Source organism: Gemmobacter nectariphilus DSM 15620 (assembly GCF_000429765.1).
In the GTDB taxonomy this organism is placed as follows: Bacteria; Pseudomonadota; Alphaproteobacteria; order Rhodobacterales; family Rhodobacteraceae; genus Wagnerdoeblera; species Wagnerdoeblera nectariphila.
The window spans coordinates 1-15,693 of the sequence record NZ_KE386949.1 but is presented as its reverse complement, the minus strand read 5'-3'; the positions used below and the strand labels follow the sequence as shown (position 1 = coordinate 15,693).

The window sequence follows — 15,693 nt, the reverse complement described above, 5'->3', positions numbered from 1 at the left end:
CGATGAAGGCCCTTCAGATCGCAGCAAGCGGCATGGCGGCCCAGCAGATGCGGGTCGATGTCGTCTCGCACAACCTCGCCAACATGTCGACGACGGGCTACAACGCCCGGCGCGCCGAATTTGCCGATCTGCACTATGTTCAGGCGGCCCGGCCCGGCACCATTTCCTCTGAAAGCGGCACGATGCTGCCGACGGGGATCCAGCTGGGAATGGGGGTGCGGGGCGCCTCGGTCGCGCAAATCCTGGAGCAGGGAACGCTCAGCGAAACCGGGGGCGATCTGGACATCGCCATCGAAGGGCGCGGCTGGCTGGAGGTGACCTTGCCCTCGGGCCTGTCGGCCTATACCCGCGATGGCGGGCTGAAACGGTCGGCCGACGGGCAGATCGTCACCTCGGACGGGCATCAGGTTGCGCCGGGGATCACCATTCCGGCCGATGCCCGCAGCCTGTCGATCAATGCCGCGGGCGAGGTCTGGGCCTATTTCGCCGACCGCGTCGCACCCGAATTGCTGGGCCAGTTCAATCTGGTCGGCTTCACCAATGAACGCGGGCTCGAGGCGATGGGGTCCAACCTTTATCTGGAAACCGCCGCCTCGGGGCCCGCGATTGCCGGCACGCCGGGCGAGGATGGCCTGGGCACGTTGCGGCAAGGCTATCTTGAGGACAGTTCGGTCGATGCCGTGCGCGAGGTGACGGAACTGATCAAGGCGCAGCGCGGCTATGAGCTGAACGCCAAGGTCATCACGGCGGTGGACCAGATGCTGGGCGCCACCACGCAGGTGCGATGATGCGCTGGCTTTTGCTTGTTGCGCTGGCCGGTCCGGCGCAGGCCGAAACGCTGGTCGCCGCGCGCACGATCCGGGCGCAGGCCGTGCTGACGGCGCAGGATCTGGTCGTGATCCGCGACACGGTGCCGGGCATGTTGTCCGATCCGGCCCTTGCCATCGGGCAAGAGGCGCGGATCACCCTGTATGCCGGGCGGCCGATCCGGCCTGGCGATCTTGGCCCGCCCGCCATTGTCGAGCGCAACCAGATCGTCCCGCTGGCCTATCAGGCCGGCCCCCTGTCGATCCTGACCGAAGGCCGCGCGCTGATGCGCGGCGGGGCAGGCGATGTGATCCGGGTCATGAACCTTGCCTCGCGCAGCACCGTTTCGGGCCGGATCGGCGCCGATGGAACGGTCAGCGTGGGCACCGCAAACTAGAGGGACGCCATGCGCGCGAGCATTCTGTTGATGATCCTGGCTGCCGGCTGTGGCCGGCTGAACGAGGTGGGCCGCGCCCCCGGCTTCAGCCCATTGGAAGGCAGCCCCCAGCACTACGCCATGTATGCGGCGCCTTTTCCCGAAAATGCCGAACGGACGGCGCCGACGGATGCGGCCTCGCTTTGGACGGCCTCGACCCGGGCTTCGCTGTTTGGCGATCGGCGCGCGGCGCGGCGCGGCGATATTCTGACCGTGGTGATCGAGATCGACGACAAGGCCGAAATTTCCAATGCCTCGGACCGCTCTCGCAGCTCGGACAGCTCGATGGGCATTCCCCAGCTGTTCGGCATTCCGCAGCGGCTTGACCGCAAGCTGCCCGAAGGCGCCAGCATGGCCGAGGCGGTCAAGACGCAAAGCGCCTCGAGCTTTGCTGGTGACGGATCGGTCGCGCGCAAGGAAAAGCTGGCGCTTCGGGTTGCCGCGACCGTGGTCGAGGAACTGCCGAACGGTGTGCTGCGGATCGAGGGACAACAGGAGGTGCGCGTGAACTATGAACTGCGCGAGCTGGTGGTGGCCGGCTATGTGCGCCCCGGCGATATCTCGCGGCAGAACGAGATTACCTATGACAAGATCGCTGGCGCCCGGATTTCCTATGGCGGGCGCGGCCAGATCAGCGATGTCCAGCAACCCAGGTGGGGCCAGCAGATCACCGATCTGGTTCTGCCGTTCTGACGGGGGGTATGATGCGCAAGCTGTTGCCGCTTTTGCTGATCCTTCTGGGCGCGGGTGGCGGGGTGGCGGGGGGGCTGTGGCTGCGCCCGGCGCCTGTGCCGGAGGCTTCGGAGGCCGATCATCCCGCCGAACCTGTGGCCCGTGATTATGTCAAGCTGCCCAGTCAGTTCGTCATTCCGGTGATCGATGCTGGCCGCGTCGGATCGCTGGTGGTGCTGTCGCTGAGCATCGAGGCGCCGATCGGCGCCACGGATGCCGTGTTTCAGCGCGAGCCGAAACTGAGGGACGAATTCCTGCGCGTCCTGTTCGATCACGCCAATGTCGGCGGCTTTCGCGGCACCTTCACCGATGGCAGCAATCTGGTCGCGGTGCGCCGCGCGTTGCTGGAGGCGGCACGCAAGGTGCTGGGGCCCGAGAATGCCTTTGACGTGCTGATCACCGATATCGTGCGTCAGGACAGCTGAGCGCCTTCAGCGCCCTTTCGTCAGTCTGTCCAGGACCTGCGCGCGGCCAAAAGCCGCGCGCGCCACCGTTTCGGCCTGCAGCTTCAGCGCGGTCTGCGCGGCTAGCGTCGTGTTCAGCCGCGCCTTTTGCGGGGCAGCCCAACGGGAATGTTGCAGGGCAACCTGTTCCAGAATCTGGGGCGGCAGATCGCTGTCTGCCGCTGGCGCGGCGTCAAGGCTGGCAAGATGCTGGCGGGTCTGTGCGCAGGCGCGGGCATGGCGGGCCAGTTCGGCCTGCGCCTGATCGCGGATCAGGGCGGCGATCTGCGCCAGCCGTGCCAGCCGCTTGGGGTCGGTGCCTGTCATGTCGTGCCTCGTGATGTGCCGCGTTCCCTGGCCCGCCGGCGCATCGCCTCCGAAAAGCGGATGGCTGCGGCGACCGCGCGATAGTGTTCGGGGCGGATCTCCTCGCCCGGCTCGACCGAAGCGTAAATCGCCCGGGCGGTGGGGGGATCGCTGCGGATCGGCACCCCAGCCTCGGCCGCGCGTTCGCGAATGCGCGCGGCCATCGCGTCCACCCCTTTGGCCACGCACAGCGGGGCCCCCCGCGACTGGCGGTTCCATTTCAGCGCCACCGCATAATGGGTCGGGTTCACGATGACCACATCGGCTGTCGGCACATCCGCCAGCATGCGGTTGCTGGCGATTTCCATGGCGCGCTGGCGGCGCTGCGCCTTGACATGGGGATCGCCCTCGGACTGCTTCATCTCGTCCGTCATTTCCTTGCGTGACATGCGGTGCTGGCGCTGGAATTCCAACCGCTGCCAAAGCAGATCCAGCCCGCCGATCACGAATTGCAGCGCGGTCGCGATGGCCAGAAATTCGACCAGCAGCCGCAGCAGCAGCACCGTGACCTGAGCGGCCTCGAGATAAAGCGCGTGCAGGATCATCGGCGATCTGGCGGTCAGAAAGGCCGCAAGGATCGCGGATACGGCGGTCAGCTTGACGGCGCTTTTGACAAATTCGAACAGGCCAGAGCGGCCGAACTTGCGCTTGGCCCCCTGGATCATCGAGATTCGCGACATCTTGGGTTCCAGCCGTGCCGGGGCAAGGGTCAGACCCTTTTGCGCGATCAGTGCGACCAGGACGGCCGCGGCCGGAATGGCGAACCAGGGGGCAAGCGCTATGCCTAGCCGGATCGCCAGGGCCCCGGCTGGTGCTGGCTGGCCTGTTGCCAACTGCTTGGCCAGCGTGTCGGCTTGCCCAAGAAGGACGCTGCCGGTTTCGCCCAGCCGGATCAGCCCGGCGCCGCCGGTGATCGCGGTGACCAGCAGGCCGGCAAAGGCGGCCGCGGTCAGAAGATCACGCCCGATGGGGATTTCACCCTTGCGCCGCGCTTCTTCCAGCCGGCGTTCGGTTGGGGCGAATTCCTTTTCCTCGCCGCTGTCGTCGGACATGCCGTCACCTCGGGATCGAGAAAGGGTCTGCCAGCCAGACCGACCAGCCCGAGAGCCAGACGGCCAGCATCAGCGGCGCGGCAATGGCCAGCAGGACGAGGCCGCCAAACGTCAGCGCCGGCGCCCCGACGAATGACACCATCAGGGTCGGCATCGCCCGGTTGATCACCCCAAGCGCCGCATTGTAGAGCAGCCCGCCGATCAGGAATGGCGCTGCCAGCGAAAACGCCAGCGCAAAGCTGTGGCTGATCTGTGCAAGGCCCCATTCGGTCATGTCGGGTGCAGCGGGGAACTGGCCCATCGGCAGGACGTTGTAGGACAAGATCAGCGCCTCGGCCGCCCGCACATGCAGCCCCATGGTGAAGGCAAGGGACAATGCTGCCATGGTTAGCAGGGCCGAAATGGCCGATTGCGGCTCGGCCCCCGCACTGGCGAAGATTTGCGACAGCGAGGTTGCCTGCGCCGCCATGGCGCCCGCCGTTTGCAAGGCGATGACGAACAGCCGAAAGCCCGCCCCCAGCGCCAAGCCAGCCAGGGCCTCGGCCAGAATGGCAGCCGGGGTGATCGGCATGGGATTGGCGACGGCCGGGGCCACCGCAAGTGTCAGCGCCAGGGCAAGGCCCAGCCGGAACCGGGCCGGGACAGACTGTTCGCCAAAGGCTGGCAGCAGGGCCATGACGGCGCCCGTGCGCACAAAGCACAGGAACCCGCCCCAGAAGAGCGCAAGCCCATCCCCCTCCAGCCAGTCCAGCACTGCGCCTAGGCCGATCATGCCGGAACCATGCCGATCAGGGCGGGGCGGGCCTCGGTCCCGATCTCGTCATAGGACAGGACGGGCAGGGGCAGACCTCGCGCATTGACGACGCCGCGCATGAACCGCCTGCGCAGCGAAGACGTGACGATCGCGGCTGTAACGCCCTGTTCGCTGGCCCGCGCCGCCTGTGCGCCGATGGCATTGGCCAGCCGGTTGAATTCCGCCGGGGGCAGGGCGACGTCGTGCAGCCCCCGGTCGCCATCGATCTGATAGCGGGCAAAGGTCTGTTCCCAGTCAGGTGCCAGCTGGATCAGCGGGATCGTGCCATCCGACCGTTTCAGGTCGGCGATCAGCTGGAACCCCAGCCGGCGGCGCACATGATCGCAGATCGCTTCGGGGGCAAGCGAGGTGCTGCGCAGCTCGGCCATCGCCTCGAGGATCAGCGGCAGGTTGCGGACCGAGACGCGTTCCTCCAGCAACAGGCGCAAGACGGCAAGCAGCAGATCGACTGGCACCTTGTCGGGGATCAACTCGTCCAGCAGGCGACGGTTTGCCTCGGCCCGTGCCGGGTCCGTGGGGGTGGAAAAGGCATCCAGCAGGCGCCGCAGCCCGCGCAGCGTCAGAAGACGCGAGAGATTGGCCTTGAGCACCTCGAGCAGATGGGTCGCCAGAACCTCGGCCGGCGAAACCACGGTCAGACCGGCGAGCGCGGCGTCTTCCTGCGCGCTGGCCGCGATCCATCGGGCAGGCGCGCCATAGACCGGCTCGCTTACATCGTCGCCAGGCGGGCCGACATCCTGGCCGTTCGGCAGCAACATCAAGACCTTGTCAGAGGACAGCCGGTCCTGCACCACCTCGACCCCCTGAAGGCGGATGCGGTAGCCGCCAGGGGGCAGCGTGGCATCGTCGGTCAAGCGCATTTCGGGCAGGATGATCCCGTAGGTCGTGGCGACATGCGTGCGGATCGAGGCGATCCGCACATCAAGCCCGGTTCCGGGATCAAGCACCATGGCCACCAGATCGGGGGCGAATTCGACATGGATTTCATCAAAATCCAGTACATCGCCCATCGGCCGCGCCGTGACCGGGGGGGCATCTGCCGCAATCTCGGGCACGGCCTTTTCGCCCCGCCGGGCAAGCCACAGGGCGGCGCCGCCGAGCACCGCGGCCCCCACGACGAAGGGCAGGAACGGAAGGCCGGGCAGCACCGCAAAGACCAGCATCAGGCCCGCCACGGTCCCCAATGCGGCAGGATAGCGGCCAAGCTGGGCGGTCAGGGCGCTGTCCGCCGCCCCAGTGGCGCCGCCGCGGGCCATCAGCAAGGCCGCCGCGACCGATGTGATCACGGCCGGAATCTGGCCGACCAACCCATCGCCCACCGTCAGGATGGCATAGGTCTCAAAGGCTTGGCCAAATGGCATGCCATGCCCGACCAGTCCGACCGCCAGTCCCACGATCAGGTTCAGCAGCGTGATCAGCAGGCCGGCAACCGCATCGCCCTTGACGAATTTCGACGCCCCGTCGAGCGATCCGAAGAATGTCGTCTCGGCCAGTTCGCGTTCGCGGCGCGCGCGCGCCTCGGCGTGGTCGATCGCGCCGGCGTTCATGTCGGCGTCGATTGCCATTTGCCGCCCGGGCATCCCGTCCAGCGCAAAGCGCGCGCTGACCTCGGCCATGCGGCCGGCGCCCTTGGTGATGACCATGAAGTTCACGATCAACAGGACGCCAAAGATCACCAGCCCCTGAAGCACCGAGCCGCCCATGATGAAGCTGGCAAATCCCTCGATCACCGATCCGGCGGCGCCGGTGCCGGTATGACCCTGCGCGATGATCAGCTTGGTCGACGAGACATTGAGCGACAGGCGCAGCATCAGGCTGGCCAGCAAGATGGTGGGAAAGGACGAAAAATCCAGCGGGCGTTCGATGAACAGTGTCACCGTGAAGATCAGGATCGCCAGCGCAAAGGACGCAGCGAGCCCGACATCAAGTAGCCAGGCGGGCACCGGCAGGACCATCATGACAATGACGGCCATGAGCGCGAGGGCCATCAGGACGGTCGGGCGGAACAGGGCCGCGAGGGTCAGGCTGGGCATCATGTCATCCCCCGATCAGCGCTGCCGGCGCGCCGCGCAACAGCGGCAGCTGGGCAGGGCGCATGGGCACCAGAGAGCCGGCGGTCGATGGAGCCCCCCCTTGCAGAAGTGGAAAGGCATTGTGGCGGGCAGGGGGGGGCATGGGCCCACGGTCAGGTGGCAGCGCGGCAAGCAACGTCTCAAATCGGGTGCGGTAGCGGTCCGCAAGCTCGGGTGTGCGCGAATGGTAGGCGCCGGCTGCCAATGTCCAGTCGCCGGTTTCCGCATGAAGATCGGCAAGGAACGCTGCGGCCTGCCGGGCATTCTCCAGCGGATCGAACATCGCATCGAGTGACGGGAATTTCCCGCCATGCCAGCGGTGGTTCAACTGAAAGCAGCCAATGTCCAGATTGCGGCTGCCGGTCGCCAAGACGTCTTGCGCATAGGCGCGGGCGTCTTCGCGGGTCGGAAACCAGCTTCCCTTGCCTGCCGCGTTGACCGTCCAAGGCCAGGGGCGCATTTGGCCCTGATCGGCCCGCCCGGATTCGGCCAGTGCGACGGCGCGCAGCACGTTGGCCGGCACTGCGCTCTGCCGCGCAACGGTCTGGATCGCCTGCTCGCACAGGGACCATTCGGTGCCCGCGGCGGGTCCTGCAAGGCTGAGGGCAAGCACCAGCGTGGCGAGGGCCCTGCACAGGGCATGAAGGGAGGGCGGCTTCATTACCTGATCCTCATGTTCCGGCATTCTGCCTGATCTGCGTTTTGACGCGAACTGGTTGAGAATTGGTTGACGCCGTCAGGGAACTTCGCGCGCGGCCAAGAGCGCGCCAATCGCCGAGCGCGTGGCACCGCTGGAATCCAGCAACTGCCGGGTGCGCGCCAGTTGACCCGGGGCTGTATCGGCACCGTCTTCGACTGTCGTTTGCGCGGCGAGCAGGGGGGCGATTTGTGGATCGGCCGGGCCCAGTTCTGACCAGCGGCCCGCCAGGCGCAAGGTGCGCTCTGCCTCGGTCTGGTTGCCGGCGGCGATCCATGCGGCATGGGCTGTCGGCAGATCGCCCAGTTGCTCAAGCGCCCGCGCCCGCAGGCTTTCCGCCTCGGTCCCGGTATGCCCGGCAAGACTGCGCAAGCTGGCGCGGGCATCGCGAGTGGCCAGCGCGGCATGGGCCTGCAAGAGCACCGAAGCATCGTCCGTAAGGCCAGTCAGCCAGTTCGATGCAAGACCCGGAAACCCTGCATCGATCAGGCGCCTTGCGACCGTTCGCCGGATCGGGGCCGGCAGATCACGCGCGGTATCGCCGGCCGAGGCCGCCTGTTCGGCCACCGACATGTCGTCGCCATTCTTGGCGAGGAGCTCCCACAAAGAGGGAACGATGGTGGGATCTGCGGCCGCAAGTTGCCCAAGGGCCCGCGTTGCCTGCCCGTCAAGGACAAGCGCCTTGGCCAGCGCCCGTCGCAGCGCAGGCTCATCCACGCTGCCACGCTGTTCATGCAGCATCGAGTCGAGTTGCAGAATCTGCGCGGCATCCGGAGCAACCCCGCGCGCGATCTGGCTTTCCACCAGGGCGGCAAGCGCACGCGCGGCCATCGGGCCATCGTTGCCAACCACATGGTCGAGTTCCTTTTCTGCGGCCTCCGGTTCACCGGAGCGCAGGTGCAGCCCGGCGTCCAGGATTGCGAGCGTTTCGTCGGGGCGTTCGATTGCGCGTCCGATCCCGTCCCTGACCGATTGGGCGTCATCCGTCATGCCCGCAGCAAGAAGGCGGTCGGCCAAGGGCACGCCGACCTGACGGCGCAAGCCTAGTGGCAGCTCGGAAAAGGCGCGCACTACGGCAGCGCGGTCGGTTTGGGCTGGATCCGGCAGGGCCGAACTGGCCAGCACCGACCAGAGCGCCGCACGACCATTGCATCCGTGCATGCCGTCGAAAATGGTGGTGGCATGCCGACCGTCGACGATCGCGGCAAGACTGGTCAAGAGCGGGACGTCCGACCCGACCGGCGACCAGGCCCTCAGTTCAGCCTGCGCTTCAGCGCCAAACCCGAGGTGGATGTAAAGCCGTGCCAGCCCGATCACCTTGTCTGGATCGGGCTTGTCGAATTCGCCAAGCAGCCGGGCACGGGCCGACGCGATTTGCACGGCAGGCGGTTGGTCGTTGCCCCAGGCCGGAACATCAAGTCGATCATCGGAAATGCACGTCTGCCCGCTGTCCGAGAGGGCCTCTTCGGGGCCGCCCTGGGCCGAGTGCAGGCGCAGATGGGTTGCAGGCGCTGCTGGCTCGCTCGGGACGGGCAACAGTCGTGGGCCCGAGCTGTCCGGTTCAGTCGGCACGCGGATCGGCGAGGCGCTGGGCTCCAGCGCACCGGCTGCTATCCCGCGGGACAGTTCGCGCAGCAGGCGCGCCTGGAGATCGGCTGCCCTGGCATCGGGGAGCCGCAGCGCGGGCAGCCGGGTTTCGGGCCGGATCATGACGGTGGGCACTGGTGCTGGCACTGGCGGCAGGAAGTCGCCTGGACGCTGGCGCGGACGCAGTGTCGCTGGTGCCGCAACCGGGGGCATGCTTGCGCCCGCATTTGCGATGGCCTGCTCGTAAGGGGAGTTTTCGGGGGCTGGGCCGGGCTTGATGTCAACCACCACGATGCCGGCACGGAACGGCGTCGCGATGGCATGGCAGTCGCAGCCGAGGCCCATTCTAAGGGCACCGCTTTCGGGGTCGACCCATAGTGCCGACAGGCGGTCACGCGGGATCAGGTCGAATACGGTAGAGATATCATAGCGCCAGCGCGATGCCCGAGCCCGAAAGGCATAACCGTCGCCCGTACGGCCCAGATCCCAGCCGCCGGGTTCGGGAAAGGTGAGCACGAGCCGGGTGAACCCATCATGTTCCCCGGAGCGGACGGTGACGACCTGCGCCGCCGCGCTTGCGCCAAGGGCGAGCCAGACCAGCAGGATCAGCCGCAGCATGTCAGGCAGCCTCCTGCTTGAGGGCGCGCAACGCCTCTTCGAGATCGCCAAAGCTGGGGCGGACATGATGCGGGGTGTTCTGGCGGCCCACCTCGATGCAGATGTTGGCGGCATGGCGGTGAAGATTCGCGATCAGAACCTCGCGGATCAGGCTGTAGAAATGCTGGTCTTCCTCTACGGCGGCCTTCACCTTGGCGGCGAAGGGGCCGACGATGCCATAGGCAAGGAACACGCCCAGAAAGGTGCCAACCAGCGCCCCGCCAATCATCTTTCCAAGGATTTCAGGCGGCTGGTCGATCGACCCCATGGTCTTGATCACCCCAAGAACCGCCGCGACGATCCCCAGCGCGGGCAGGCCGTCCGCCATGGTCTGCAAGGCATGACTGGGGTGCAGCGCGTGATGCAAAGATGCCTCCATCCGCTTGTCCAGCACTTCCTCGACCTGATGGGGATCGTCATAATTCATCGATGCGGCGCGCAGCGTGTCCGAGATCAGATCGACCGCTTCATGGTCATGCTGGATGCGGGGGTAGCGGGAAAAGATCGCTGAGTCCTTTGGATTCTCGATATGTTCTTCCAGCGCGACGGGGTTGTCGCGGGCGATGCGGATCAGCTCGAACAGCAGGCAAAGAAGATCGCGGTAATCGGCGGGCTTCCATTTCGGCCCCTTGAACACCTTGCCGATGTCACGGATCGTTGCCTTGGCCGAACTGCCGTCATTGGCCAGCAGGAAGGCACCGATGGCCGCGCCGCCAATCATCATCAACTCGAACGGCAGGGATTTCATGATGATCCCCATCTTGCCGCCAGCAGCCAGGTAACCGCCGAAAACCATGACGAAGATCACGGCGATGCCGATGATTCCGATCATTTTACGTCTCTCCGTTCCGAATCCCTGGGTCAGCCTGGCAGCGCGGGGTTAACAATCCGTCGCCTTATTCGGTCGGCGCCCGCGCATTGCGGCCGGCGAGCAGCACCGACACTGCATAGGCGGTGTCAGAGGGCATTCCCGACAGGACGGCCGCTGCCGCCTCGGGCCGCATCCGGCCCAGGAAGCCTGCGGCGAATTCTGGCGCCATCGCGGCGAACAGGGCTGCGGCGTCCTTGGGCTTCATCGATTCGTAGACTGCGGTCAGCCGGGTAAGATCGCCCTCGGCCGCGCCATCGGCGCGGGCAAGGGTCGCAGACAGGCTTTGCTCGGCCGCCTCGAGTTGTTGCAGCCGTGCAGACACTGCCTGATCTGCAAGGGCAAGCGCCGCGAGCCGTTCCTCAAGGGCGGCTTCGCGGGTCGTGACCCGCTCTTCGCGCTGGCGCAGGGCCTCGGCCAGCGCGCGGGGCGGTGGATCGCATTGCATCGGCGGGGCGCTGGCCGCAGCGGGGGCCGGGACTGCCTGCGCCTCGGTTACGCCAAGACCGACGCGAATGATGCCCGAGGCGACCATCAGCCCCGACAGAAAGAACAGCACCCCGCGCACGGGTCCACGGCGACGCACCTTCATTGTGCGACCTCCGGCTCGCGCCGAGAGCGCGTGCGGACAACCCGCATCCGGCGTTCGGCGGGAAGATCGGCCCGGCCCTCGGCCTCGGGCAGGTCATGTAGCGACGAGACCAGCAGTTCCAGCCGCGTTGCCGTGGTGTCGGCCCGTGTCGTCAGCTCTTCCAGCCGCTCGGTGGACAGGCTGGCGGCGCCCTGCGCCGCGCCAAGGGCGCGCGACAGGTCATCGACCTGGGCCGAAAGCACCGCGATGGCGCCGCCCATGCCATTTTCAAGCTGCGTGAACTTTTTCAGGCGACGCTGGAGCACGAAGCAGTAGATGGCCGCCCCGAAAGCCCCCGAGGCCAGCAGCACATCGGCAATCAGTTCCATCCTGTCACTCCTTCAGTTGATGACGAATTCGGTGATGAGCAGATCGCGCACGCGCCCTTCGCCGGTGACGATCTGGATGCGCCGCAGCATCTGGGCCCGCAGCCGGATCAGCGCGGCCTGTTCTTCCAGTTCGGCAGCCGTGATCGCGCGCAGATAGCCGTTCATCAGGTCCAGAACGCGCGGGCGCAGATGTTCGACTTCGGTGCGATAGGCGCTTTCAACCTCCATCTGCGCGGCAAAGCGCAGGTGACGCACCTGCCCCTTGCCGGGCAGGCTGACGATGATCGGATCAAGCGGCACGAAGGCGATGTCCGGCAGATCGCCAACCGGCGCATGAGACGGCGCGCGAAAGTCGGGAATCAGTCCCGACCAGGCCGCATAGAACGAGCCGCCCCCTGCAAGAATGGCCAGAAAAACGCCAAGTATCAGGGCTTTGCCGCCCTTCTTGCCGGACTTGGGGGGGTCTTGCGGTGCAGCGATATCTGCCATCTTGGCCTCCGTTCTATGGGGAACGGTATATCCCGTCGGTCACTAACCGATTGTTAAGCCCGATCTGGGAAGCATCGGACATCAGGCAGAAGCCGATGGCGGAGAATCCGGTGCAACAGGTGCTTTCCTTCTGGTCCATGCTGGACCTTCGGCGACGGGTCGTCGTCGTTGTGGCAACGCTGGCGATGTTCGCGGCGATTCTGGCGCTGGCGCGGGTCGCGGCCTCGCCGTCGATGGCGCTGCTGTATGCCGGACTGGAACCCGCGCCCGCCGGTGACGTCGTGCGGTCGCTGGACCAGCGCGGCATCCCCTATGAGGTGCGCGGCGATTCGATCTGGGTTCCCGGCGATCAGCGCGATCAGCTGCGCATGGCGCTGGCGGCTGACGGGCTGCCGGCCAGCGGCGGCGCGGGTTATGAGCTGCTGGACCAGCTTTCGGGCTTTGGCACCACCTCGCAGATGTTCGATGCGGCCTATCTGCGCGCCAAGGAAGGCGAGCTGGCGCGAACCATCTCGACCAGTCCGTTCGTGCGCACGGCGCGCGTGCACCTTGCGGTGCCCGCCTCTCAGCCGTTCCGGCGCGATCAGCGGGCCACCGCAGCGGTCACGGTGACCACCTTGTCCGGCGCGCTGACGCCTGCGCAGGCCCAGGCGATCCGGCATCTGGTTGCCTCGGCCATCGCAGGCATGACGCCCGAGGATGTGTCGGTCATCGATTCGGCAACGGGCCTTGTGCCGCAGGCGGCCGACATGCGCGGCCCGGCCGATGGGCGGACCGAGGATTTGAAGCGGTCGGTCGAACGGCTTCTGGCGGCGCGGGTTGGGCAGGGGCGGGCGCTGGTCGAGTTGTCGGTCGATGTGGTGACCGAGCGCGAATCCATCACCGAGCGGCGGTTCGATCCGCAGGGCAGGGTGGTGGTTTCCTCTGAAACCGAAGAGCGGACCAGCTCTGCCAGTGGCGCGCCGCCCGGGGTGACGGTGGCCTCGAACCTGCCCGAAGGCGATGCGGCGCAAGGCGAGGGCAGCCGCAGCCAGGGCGCCGAGACGCGCGAGCGGGTCAACTACGAAATCTCCGAGATGGCGCGCGAGGTCTTGCGCACCCCCGGCGGGGTGCGGCGGCTGACGGTCGCGGTTCTGGTTGACGGCGAGCGGACGGCCGATGGTGGCTGGCAGCCGCGCAGCGATCAGGAACTGGCCGATCTGCGCGAACTGGTTGCCTCGGCCGTCGGGTTCGACGAGGCGCGCGGCGATGTGATCACGATCAAGTCGATGCAATTCGAACCCTTGCCGGGGGGCGAGCCTGCCGCTGCGGTTGCCTGGCTGTCGCAGATCGACCCGATGGCGCTGATCCAGCTGACGGTTATCGCGGCGGTGGTGCTGGCGCTGGGCCTGTTTGTCCTGCGCCCGTTGCTGCGCCCCTCGCGCCCGGAGCCGATGCCCCTGTCGCTGCCGCCGGCCAGCGGCCCCTCGGGGCTTCCCGTCCTGACCGGCGAGATCGACGACGGCGCCGACATGCCGGCAATGTCGATCGTCTCGCCGCGCGCCGAGGCCGAGCCCCCGCCCGATCCGGTCGAGCGGTTGCGCCGCCTGATCAGCGAGCGCCAGGCCGAATCGGTCGAGATTTTGCGCAGCTGGATGGATGAACGCGAGGAGACCCGCTGATGGCCCTGACGCTTGAGGAATTCGGCGGCGCATCTGGCGCCCCCGAGGCGCCTGCCGCAAATCCCGAGGCGGGCGATGCCAGCGAGGCGCATCTGGCAGGGTTCGATGCCGGCTACCGCGCTGGTTGGGATGATGCCGTGGCCGCTCAGGCCGATGCCGAGTCCGAATTGCGCGCCGAAATCGCCCGCAATCTGCAAGCGCTGGCCTTCAGCTATCACGACGCGCGCAGCCATGTCCTTCGGGCGCTGGGGCCGCTCCTGGCCGATGTGTCGGCCCGCCTGCTGCCCGAGATTGCCCAAGCGGCCTTGCCGCATCTGGTGGCCGAGGCCCTGGCCCCCTATGCCGACCTGGTCGCCGATGCGCCGGTCAGACTGTTGCTGCATCCGGCCTCGCGCCAGCAGGTCGAGGCGTTGATCGGCCCGTCGCCGGGGTTCCCGCTGGTGGTCCAGGAGGATCCGGCGTTGCAGCCCGGGCAGATCTGGCTCTCGCTGGGCGAGACCGAGACGCGGGTCGATATCGACGCCGCGCTGAGCACGATCCGCACCGCGCTTGATGATTTCTTCACCCTTTCCGCAAAGGAGTATCGCCATGGATGAGATGCCGGGCGCAAGCGGCGCGCATCCGTTCGATCAGGTTCCGATCGAGATTACCGTTTCGGTCGGCAAGGCCCGCCCGCAAGTGCGCGATCTGCTGCGCCTGCGCCGCGATGCCGTGCTGCCTCTGGATCGCCGGATCGAGGATCCGGTCGAGCTGTACATCGGCGACCGGCTGATCGCGCGGGGGGAACTGCACGAGGCCGAGGGCGATCAGCCTGGTCTGCTGGCGGTGCGGCTGACCGAGGTTGTCAACCTGCGTGGCGGATCGTGAGGCGTCTGCTTCTCGCCGCGCCGCTGGTGCTGCTGGTGCTGGCGGTCCCTGCCGCAGCACAGGAGGTCACGCTGACCCTGGGCGAAGCTGGGTCGCTGACGACGCGCACAGTCCAGCTGCTGGCGCTGGTCACACTGCTCAGCCTGGTGCCGGGGCTGGCGGTAATGATCACCTGTTTTCCCTTCATGGTGACGGTGCTGTCGATCCTGCGGCAGGCGATCGGGCTTCAGGCAGCGCCGCCGAACATGCTGATCATCACGCTGGCGCTGTTCCTGACCTGGTTTGTGATGGATCCCGTGCTGACCGAGGCGTGGACGGCCGGCATAGGCCCGTTTTCCGAAGGCCGAATGCCGCTGGAAGATGCCTTCGTGAATGCGCTTGGTCCGTTCCGGCGTTTCATGTCCGCACGCATGGACCCAGATACCTTTGCCGCACTGGCGGCCCTGCGCCCCGACCCGACGCCCGCCATCGGACCCGAGGCACCGCTGGCCCTGCTGGTTCCATCCTTCCTGCTCAGCGAAATCGAACATGCCTTCCAGATCGGCTTCCTCGTCTTCTTGCCCTTCCTCATCATCGACCTGGTCGTTGCCGCGATCCTGATGTCGATGGGGATGATGATGGTGCCGCCGGCGGTGGTCTCGCTGCCGTTCAAGCTGGCGTTCTTTGTGCTTGCAGATGGCTGGACCTTGATTGCGACCGCGCTGGTGCGAAGCTGATTGCGGCTGCCGGTCACATGCCGGGCGGGGCGGGGCAGCGGTAGTCGGCGAATCCGGGATCACTTTCTACGGGATTCGGCGACTCGCGCTGGACACGGCCTTGCGGGGATGGCGATTCTTCAGGGCGACTCGCCCGGCTTTGGGGTATTTTTGGTGTTTGTTGTGAGTTATCCACAGTTTGGGTGGTTTATCCACAGGTGTGATGTTGGGCGTTGGTGCTGAAATTTCCAACGAAACATGGGTTGGCGACAAAAAGATGACGGGGTGTGTTTTTTCCTCTTGCGCCCCCCGGCTGGTCTGACTAGAAACCGCTTCACCGAGACGACGGGGACGGAAGGAACCGGGACGGACGGTAGCTGAGACGGAACGGAGGGTGCGAGCCTGATGGGAAGTTGAGGTTGACAATGTGGACTGCACGGTCGAGTTGGCCCGGTGAGAATTGGGTCGGTTCGGTTGTTTGTTGTTCTGG

General features: G+C 66.6%; 18 protein-coding genes. 8 read left to right on the top strand and 10 right to left on the bottom strand.

Annotation, left to right across the window (positions count from 1 at the left end; genetic code table 11):
* Positions 1-2: 2 nt before the first annotated feature.
* From flgG to G481_RS0118740, 4 genes are read left to right on the top strand one after another with little or no spacing between them, the layout of a single operon-like run.
* Positions 3-788 carry a flagellar basal-body rod protein FlgG gene (gene flgG / locus G481_RS0118755; RefSeq protein ID WP_028031345.1) on the top strand — a complete coding sequence of 262 codons (786 nt, stop codon included), beginning with the start codon at positions 3-5 and terminating at the stop codon, positions 786-788.
* The gene (gene flgA / locus G481_RS0118750; RefSeq protein WP_028031344.1) at positions 785-1,204 is read left to right on the top strand and encodes a flagellar basal body P-ring formation chaperone FlgA; all 420 of its coding nucleotides are present in this window, start codon (positions 785-787) and stop codon (positions 1,202-1,204) included. The genes flgG and flgA overlap by 4 nt, the downstream gene beginning before the upstream one ends.
* A gap of 9 nt (positions 1,205-1,213) precedes the next feature.
* Positions 1,214-1,936, top strand: coding sequence for a flagellar basal body L-ring protein FlgH (gene flgH, locus G481_RS0118745; RefSeq protein WP_028031343.1), 723 nt, complete (start codon positions 1,214-1,216; stop codon positions 1,934-1,936).
* Between the two features lie 8 nt (positions 1,937-1,944).
* On the top strand, positions 1,945-2,400 hold the full coding sequence (locus G481_RS0118740; protein ID WP_028031342.1) for a flagellar basal body-associated FliL family protein: 456 nt from the start codon (positions 1,945-1,947) through the stop codon (positions 2,398-2,400).
* Positions 2,401-2,406: 6 nt separating this feature from the next.
* On the opposite strand, the gene G481_RS0118735 is transcribed toward G481_RS0118740, so the two are convergent.
* The 10 genes from G481_RS0118735 to G481_RS0118690 form a co-directional block, all read right to left on the bottom strand.
* On the bottom strand, positions 2,407-2,745 hold the full coding sequence (locus tag G481_RS0118735) for a hypothetical protein (RefSeq protein ID WP_028031341.1): 339 nt from the start codon (positions 2,743-2,745) through the stop codon (positions 2,407-2,409).
* Positions 2,742-3,836, bottom strand: a complete 1,095-nt coding sequence (locus G481_RS0118730) for an EscU/YscU/HrcU family type III secretion system export apparatus switch protein (RefSeq protein WP_028031340.1) — start codon at positions 3,834-3,836, stop codon at positions 2,742-2,744. Before G481_RS0118730 ends, G481_RS0118735 begins: the two co-directional genes overlap by 4 nt.
* A 4-nt stretch (positions 3,837-3,840) precedes the next feature.
* Positions 3,841-4,608: a flagellar biosynthetic protein FliR gene (locus tag G481_RS0118725; RefSeq protein WP_028031339.1), complete on the bottom strand. Its 768-nt coding sequence runs from the start codon at positions 4,606-4,608 to the stop codon at positions 3,841-3,843.
* Positions 4,605-6,683, bottom strand: coding sequence for a flagellar biosynthesis protein FlhA (gene flhA, locus G481_RS0118720; RefSeq protein ID WP_028031338.1), 2,079 nt, complete (start codon positions 6,681-6,683; stop codon positions 4,605-4,607). Before flhA ends, G481_RS0118725 begins: the two co-directional genes overlap by 4 nt.
* Positions 6,684-6,687: 4 nt before the next feature.
* Positions 6,688-7,383 carry a transglycosylase SLT domain-containing protein gene (locus tag G481_RS24625; RefSeq protein ID WP_035026785.1) on the bottom strand — a complete coding sequence of 232 codons (696 nt, stop codon included), beginning with the start codon at positions 7,381-7,383 and terminating at the stop codon, positions 6,688-6,690.
* Positions 7,384-7,458: 75 nt separating this feature from the next.
* Positions 7,459-9,624 carry a hypothetical protein gene (locus G481_RS0118710; protein WP_028031337.1) on the bottom strand — a complete coding sequence of 722 codons (2,166 nt, stop codon included), beginning with the start codon at positions 9,622-9,624 and terminating at the stop codon, positions 7,459-7,461.
* A gap of 1 nt (position 9,625) precedes the next feature.
* A complete protein-coding gene (gene motA / locus G481_RS0118705) occupies positions 9,626-10,495 on the bottom strand; it encodes a flagellar motor stator protein MotA (RefSeq protein WP_028031336.1) in 870 nt (289 codons plus the stop codon).
* A 64-nt stretch (positions 10,496-10,559) separates the two neighbouring features.
* The gene (locus tag G481_RS0118700; RefSeq protein WP_154664693.1) at positions 10,560-11,123 is read right to left on the bottom strand and encodes a MotE family protein; all 564 of its coding nucleotides are present in this window, start codon (positions 11,121-11,123) and stop codon (positions 10,560-10,562) included.
* Complete coding sequence (locus G481_RS0118695) at positions 11,120-11,491, bottom strand: hypothetical protein (protein WP_028031334.1); 372 nt, start codon at positions 11,489-11,491, stop codon at positions 11,120-11,122. Before G481_RS0118695 ends, G481_RS0118700 begins: the two co-directional genes overlap by 4 nt.
* Before the next feature lie 12 nt (positions 11,492-11,503).
* Positions 11,504-11,980, bottom strand: a complete 477-nt coding sequence (locus G481_RS0118690) for a flagellar basal body-associated FliL family protein (RefSeq protein WP_028031333.1) — start codon at positions 11,978-11,980, stop codon at positions 11,504-11,506.
* 95 nt (positions 11,981-12,075) lie between these two features.
* Between G481_RS0118690 and fliF the strand changes: the two genes are divergently transcribed.
* The 4 genes from fliF to fliP are packed head-to-tail and all read left to right on the top strand — an operon-like array spanning position 12,076 to position 15,224.
* Positions 12,076-13,641, top strand: a complete 1,566-nt coding sequence (gene fliF / locus G481_RS0118685) for a flagellar basal-body MS-ring/collar protein FliF (protein WP_028031332.1) — start codon at positions 12,076-12,078, stop codon at positions 13,639-13,641.
* The gene (locus G481_RS0118680) at positions 13,641-14,237 is read left to right on the top strand and encodes a FliH/SctL family protein (protein WP_028031331.1); all 597 of its coding nucleotides are present in this window, start codon (positions 13,641-13,643) and stop codon (positions 14,235-14,237) included. Before fliF ends, G481_RS0118680 begins: the two co-directional genes overlap by 1 nt.
* Positions 14,230-14,508: a FliM/FliN family flagellar motor switch protein gene (locus G481_RS0118675; protein ID WP_028031330.1), complete on the top strand. Its 279-nt coding sequence runs from the start codon at positions 14,230-14,232 to the stop codon at positions 14,506-14,508. Before G481_RS0118680 ends, G481_RS0118675 begins: the two co-directional genes overlap by 8 nt.
* A complete protein-coding gene (gene fliP / locus G481_RS0118670) occupies positions 14,505-15,224 on the top strand; it encodes a flagellar type III secretion system pore protein FliP (protein WP_028031329.1) in 720 nt (239 codons plus the stop codon). Before G481_RS0118675 ends, fliP begins: the two co-directional genes overlap by 4 nt.
* The last annotated feature ends 469 nt before the right edge of the window (positions 15,225-15,693 follow it).

Coding starts and splice junctions, on each gene's coding strand:
- flgG (WP_028031345.1), top strand. CDS start 3: ATGAAGGCCCTTCAGATCGCAGCAAGCGGCATGGCGGCCCAGCAGATG.
- flgA (WP_028031344.1), top strand. CDS start 785: ATGATGCGCTGGCTTTTGCTTGTTGCGCTGGCCGGTCCGGCGCAGGCC.
- flgH (WP_028031343.1), top strand. CDS start 1,214: ATGCGCGCGAGCATTCTGTTGATGATCCTGGCTGCCGGCTGTGGCCGG.
- G481_RS0118740 (WP_028031342.1), top strand. CDS start 1,945: ATGATGCGCAAGCTGTTGCCGCTTTTGCTGATCCTTCTGGGCGCGGGT.
- G481_RS0118735 (WP_028031341.1), bottom strand. CDS start 2,745: ATGACAGGCACCGACCCCAAGCGGCTGGCACGGCTGGCGCAGATCGCC.
- G481_RS0118730 (WP_028031340.1), bottom strand. CDS start 3,836: ATGTCCGACGACAGCGGCGAGGAAAAGGAATTCGCCCCAACCGAACGC.
- G481_RS0118725 (WP_028031339.1), bottom strand. CDS start 4,608: ATGATCGGCCTAGGCGCAGTGCTGGACTGGCTGGAGGGGGATGGGCTT.
- flhA (WP_028031338.1), bottom strand. CDS start 6,683: ATGCCCAGCCTGACCCTCGCGGCCCTGTTCCGCCCGACCGTCCTGATG.
- G481_RS24625 (WP_035026785.1), bottom strand. CDS start 7,383: ATGAAGCCGCCCTCCCTTCATGCCCTGTGCAGGGCCCTCGCCACGCTG.
- G481_RS0118710 (WP_028031337.1), bottom strand. CDS start 9,624: ATGCTGCGGCTGATCCTGCTGGTCTGGCTCGCCCTTGGCGCAAGCGCG.
- motA (WP_028031336.1), bottom strand. CDS start 10,495: ATGATCGGAATCATCGGCATCGCCGTGATCTTCGTCATGGTTTTCGGC.
- G481_RS0118700 (WP_154664693.1), bottom strand. CDS start 11,123: ATGAAGGTGCGTCGCCGTGGACCCGTGCGCGGGGTGCTGTTCTTTCTG.
- G481_RS0118695 (WP_028031334.1), bottom strand. CDS start 11,491: ATGGAACTGATTGCCGATGTGCTGCTGGCCTCGGGGGCTTTCGGGGCG.
- G481_RS0118690 (WP_028031333.1), bottom strand. CDS start 11,980: ATGGCAGATATCGCTGCACCGCAAGACCCCCCCAAGTCCGGCAAGAAG.
- fliF (WP_028031332.1), top strand. CDS start 12,076: ATGGCGGAGAATCCGGTGCAACAGGTGCTTTCCTTCTGGTCCATGCTG.
- G481_RS0118680 (WP_028031331.1), top strand. CDS start 13,641: ATGGCCCTGACGCTTGAGGAATTCGGCGGCGCATCTGGCGCCCCCGAG.
- G481_RS0118675 (WP_028031330.1), top strand. CDS start 14,230: ATGGATGAGATGCCGGGCGCAAGCGGCGCGCATCCGTTCGATCAGGTT.